Source organism: Pseudomonas sp. HMWF006 (assembly GCF_003061205.1).
GTDB lineage: Bacteria > Pseudomonadota > Gammaproteobacteria > Pseudomonadales > Pseudomonadaceae > Aquipseudomonas > Aquipseudomonas monsensis.
Window position 1 is genome coordinate 3,215 of the sequence record NZ_QAIU01000662.1, and the last position, 4,062, is coordinate 7,276.

Sequence of the window (4,062 nt, forward strand, 5' to 3'; positions counted from 1 at the left end):
TCAACTTGGAGGTGGGGTAATTGATGCTCACCGTCAGCAATCCGCCGACATAGGTGATGCTGCTGTCGGTGGCGGCATTGAAATTCAGAGCCCCGGGCAGCCAGCCCAGTTGCCGGGTCAGTTCGGTGCGGGCGAGGGTGGTCAGCGCGGTGGGGTAGTTGGCGGTAGCCGGATCCAGCGCCACGCTGCGGCGCACCGTTTCGGCGGTGGACTCGTTGAACGACTGCATCAGCAGCAGCGGCAGGCTGTAACTCACCAGGCCATAAAACACCGCGAAGAACACTACGAACACCAGGGCGAACTCGATGGCCACGGCGCCTTTTTGCTTGCGGGGGAGGTTGGTTTTCATGAGTGCGTCTACCCTGACAATCACTACGTAATGTCAGCATAGAATCAATCGGCCAAAACGGACGTTTTTTACCGCATGCAGAGCATTGTCCTACTGATCTGGCTGACCCTGTGCGCGGCGCAGGATGCCCGCCAGCGGCATATCGCCAATGCGCTCACGCTGGGTGTGGGGGCCTTGGCGATGGCCTATCTGCTGAGCACCGGCACCACCTGGCTGGGGGCTGAAGCGGTTCAGGGCGGCTGGGCCGCAGTGCTCGCGCTGGCGTTGACGTTGCCCGGTTACCGATGGCGTCGGTTGGGTGCCGGCGATGTGAAACTAATGACAGCCTTGGGCCTTGCGACGGACGGTCAACTGCTGCTCGGTACGTTCATCGGCGCCGCACTCGCCAGTGTGCTCTGGTTGTTGTTTGCGCCAAAACTCTGGCTGCATATGAGTCAAGGACTTAGGCGATGTCTGCGATACATGGCGCCATCAAAGTCAAAAAAGCTGCCATTTGCACCGTTCGTGCTCGCGGGAACCGCTCTGACGCTGGTTTGGATCCATTAGTCGCCACCTGCCACTACTGCTATGTACATAGTAGGAAAGTGGGTCTACTTTCAAATCAACGGTTATACAACCACACGCTGTGAGTACAGGAACGGTCAGCCTTTTGGCCCGGGCATGGAGTTGCAAGTGAACAAGTTTACGTCTGTTGTGAAGGTACTGGTGGTCGACGATCAGCCGCTGATCGTCGAGGAGCTCTGCGAGTTTCTCGAAAGCAGTGGCTACCGTTGCGTGCCTTGCCAATCGAGCCGGCAGGCCATCGAGCAATTTGTCGAAAACCCTGCCATCGGCCTGGTGTTGTGCGATCTGCACATGCCGGACATGGACGGCATCCAGCTGGTGCAGGAACTGCAACGCCTGTCGGGCAAACACCGGGTGTTCGAGGCCATCATGCTCACCGGGCGTGCCGACAAGCAGGACGTGATCAAAGCCTTGCGTGCCGGGATCGCCGATTACTACCAGAAGCCGATTGATCTGGACGAGTTGCTGGAGGGCTTGCAACGTCAGGAGGCCGCCCTGCAGGAACGGCAGAAAACCCTGCAATTGGGTCACCTGAACGAGAAGCTGCAGTACCTCTCCGAGTCGATCGACGACCTGTATCAGGACCTCGACAAGGTGCGTCGCGCGCCAGTGCCAAGCAGCGCCGAGCCGTCGGCGGACGGGCAGCACGAGGTGGAAATCCCGGCGATCTTCAACCAGTTGTCACCGCGTCAGCTCGACGTCGCACGGCTGGTCGGCAAAGGCCAGACCAACTATCAGATTGCCTGTGAGCTGGGGATTACCGAGAACACGGTCAAGCTGTATGTCTCGCAGGTTTTGCGCCTGACTCACATGCATAACCGCACCCAGTTGGCCCTGGCGTTGTCGCCAGGCACTTCGGGATCACGCCTGCGAGTGACGGCGCACTGACCGCTGATGACCCCGGCATTCGCCGGGGTCAAACCGTTTGATCTCAACCGAGATGGGTTCTGACCTTGGGAAACAGGTTGTCCAGGGTTTCCAGCAGGCGCACGTGATAGATCGGCTTGCGAAACAGGTCCAGGACCTGCAGGCGCAGCATGTCGCTGACATCCTCCATGTCCGCATGGCCCGAGGTGACGATCACCGGCAGGTGCTGGCGCGACGTGTGCTCGCGCAGGCGCTTGATCAGCGACATGCCGCTTTCTTCCGGCATGCGCAGATCGGTGATCACCAATGCGATATCGGGGTGGCGGGTCAGATGGTGCAGCGCAAGCTTCACCGACGTCGCGGTATGACAGATGAAGCCTTCGCCTTCCAGCAATTCCGCCAACTCCAGCAGTGCATCTTCTTCATCGTCGACGAGAAGCAACTGCTGGCGAGAAGGTACGGAAGCGTTCATGGGCGACACCTGCAATGGACTGAGTTCTGACGGTAGAACCCAATGGGCGCATTGACAAGTTATCCGCCCAGCGCGGTCTGGATCGAAGTCAGGATCGCGGTGACGCGAAGGCCGATGCCGTTACCGAAGGCAGCAATCACCAGCGCCACCAGACCCACGACCAATGCATATTCGATGGCTGATGCACCTTCGGTGTCTTTGGCCAGCCTTTTGAAAAACGCCATTTGAGCTTTGATTTTGCGGGCTACCCGGGAATACGACATGAGAGTTCTCCTTGAGCACACCAGGTGTTGCGCATTCGCAACATGATTTCCCTGTGCCAGCATCAGCATTGTCGGCATTTTCCGCCCCAGCAACTGTAAGAACGGATTAACTCCAAAGTAGTAAGGCGCCGTTAGACCATGCAAAACCACTTTTGGCGTATCCGCCCGCTACTTTCGTTGGATATTTCCGCCTTCGTAATGGCGTTTTGTTCTTCCTGCGCTACCGTCAAATAGCGAAATAGTTACTTGTTCATAGCTGCCTGATTGCGAAGTTATCTCGTTGGAAGTACGGGTCATTGCAGTAAGAAGAGCGCGCAGCGGGAAAGGGAGAGCCGTCATGAACAGTCGCATCACGTTGGGTCTGGCCGGATTGTTCCTGCTGGGGGCCATCATCGCCGGGTATTGGGGACTCACGTTGAGCCGGCAACCTGCCATTGCTGAACCGGTCGCGGCGCCCGCGACCGCAGCTGTCGCGTCAGCGCCGGCTACCCCTGCTGCGGTGGAGGACCCGAGCCGCCAACCGGTTGTCGTGCTGCTGCGCGACATCGCTCCGTTCGTGAAAATCACCGCCGCCGACGTGGCCGTGGAGAAGTTGCGTACCGCACCGGCCGGTAGCCTGGGCAACGTCGATCAAGTCATTGGGCGCACGCCGTGGCGGCCGTTGAGCGCTGGCAGCTGGCTCAGTGAAGAAAGCTTCGAACCCGGCAGCCAACTGTCGCGGATGATTCGTCCCGGTGAGCGCGCACTGGCCGTGGCCGTCGATGAAGTAATCAACGTCGGCGGGCAACTGGCGCCCGGCGATTACGTGGACGTGCTGTTGTTTCTGCGCAAGGACGAAGTGAATCCACAACCTTCGGCACAGCTGGTGATCCCGGCGGTACGGGTGCTGGTGGTCGGCAGCCAGACCGGCCTGACCAACGACGGCCAGCCCACCGGTGCGGCACGCAGCGACGATGAACGCCTCAAGCAGGAACAACAACGCATGGCCGCGCGCAGTGTGGTGCTGGCGGTGCCGGAGCCGTTACTCAGTCGCTTGATGCTGGCGTCCGGCGCCGGTGTGCTGCGCCTGGCCGTGCGCAGTGCCGATGAACAGCAACTGGCGAAATACTGGAAGGGTGAAAATGATGTCGCGACGCGACTCGACACGCCGCGTCGCGAACTTCTGGAGTTCAGTCAGCTGTCACTGGCTGCGCCACCCAAACCCATGGCAGTGGCTGGCGCACCGCCCCCACGCAAAGCATCCGTGGAAGTGATCCGCGGTGCCGAAACCGCACAACCCACCCCCTGAATCGAGCAAGGACGCCTTTACATGCGCAGACGTTTTACGCCCCTGTTCATCGGCTTGCTACTGGCCCCGCTGCTGGGCGTTGCCGCCAGCGGCAGTGCTGCCGCCGCGAGTGGCAATTGCGCGGCACTGGCCCCGTTGCCGGCGGCGCTGGAAGTCGGCGAGGGCATGCAGCAGGCGCTGCAATCACCGGTGGCGATCACCCGGGTTGCGGTGGGCGACCCGAAAATCGCCGACGTGCGCGTGACCGGCGATCAAGGGG

7 protein-coding genes are annotated in these 4,062 nt (G+C 60.4%); 4 read left to right on the forward strand and 3 right to left on the reverse strand.

All coding sequences use genetic code 11. The features are described 5' to 3' along the window. A partial coding sequence (locus DBR24_RS30680) for a TadE/TadG family type IV pilus assembly protein (RefSeq protein ID WP_128616556.1) occupies positions 1-349 on the reverse strand: 349 nt, incomplete at its 3' end. Positions 350-424: 75 nt separating this feature from the next. Between DBR24_RS30680 and DBR24_RS30685 the strand changes: the two genes are divergently transcribed. Both DBR24_RS30685 and DBR24_RS30690 read left to right on the forward strand, forming a co-directional pair. Next, entirely contained in the window at positions 425-895 is a 471-nt protein-coding gene (locus tag DBR24_RS30685) for a prepilin peptidase (protein WP_128616551.1), read from the forward strand. Positions 896-1,021: 126 nt separating this feature from the next. Next, positions 1,022-1,801, forward strand: coding sequence for a response regulator transcription factor (locus DBR24_RS30690; RefSeq protein WP_123471178.1), 780 nt, complete (start codon positions 1,022-1,024; stop codon positions 1,799-1,801). 43 nt (positions 1,802-1,844) lie between these two features. Here the strand turns inward: DBR24_RS30690 and DBR24_RS30695 are convergent, their stop codons facing one another. Both DBR24_RS30695 and DBR24_RS30700 read right to left on the reverse strand, forming a co-directional pair. Further along, entirely contained in the window at positions 1,845-2,252 is a 408-nt protein-coding gene (locus DBR24_RS30695) for a response regulator (protein ID WP_123471074.1), read from the reverse strand. 59 nt (positions 2,253-2,311) lie between these two features. Next, a complete protein-coding gene (locus DBR24_RS30700; RefSeq protein WP_123471076.1) occupies positions 2,312-2,515 on the reverse strand; it encodes a Flp family type IVb pilin in 204 nt (67 codons plus the stop codon). Between the two features lie 337 nt (positions 2,516-2,852). Between DBR24_RS30700 and cpaB the strand changes: the two genes are divergently transcribed. Both cpaB and DBR24_RS34650 read left to right on the forward strand, forming a co-directional pair. Further along, complete coding sequence (gene cpaB / locus DBR24_RS30705) at positions 2,853-3,803, forward strand: Flp pilus assembly protein CpaB (RefSeq protein WP_128616552.1); 951 nt, start codon at positions 2,853-2,855, stop codon at positions 3,801-3,803. Between the two features lie 21 nt (positions 3,804-3,824). Next, on the forward strand, positions 3,825-4,062 hold a 238-nt coding region (locus tag DBR24_RS34650), incomplete at its 3' end, for a pilus assembly protein N-terminal domain-containing protein (protein WP_256592037.1).

Excerpts from the sequence above, each read along its gene's own strand:
- DBR24_RS30685 (WP_128616551.1), top strand. The coding sequence starts at position 425 with ATGCAGAGCATTGTCCTACTGATCTGGCTGACCCTGTGCGCGGCGCAG.
- DBR24_RS30695 (WP_123471074.1), bottom strand. The coding sequence starts at position 2,252 with ATGAACGCTTCCGTACCTTCTCGCCAGCAGTTGCTTCTCGTCGACGAT.
- DBR24_RS30700 (WP_123471076.1), bottom strand. The coding sequence starts at position 2,515 with ATGTCGTATTCCCGGGTAGCCCGCAAAATCAAAGCTCAAATGGCGTTT.
- cpaB (WP_128616552.1), top strand. The coding sequence starts at position 2,853 with ATGAACAGTCGCATCACGTTGGGTCTGGCCGGATTGTTCCTGCTGGGG.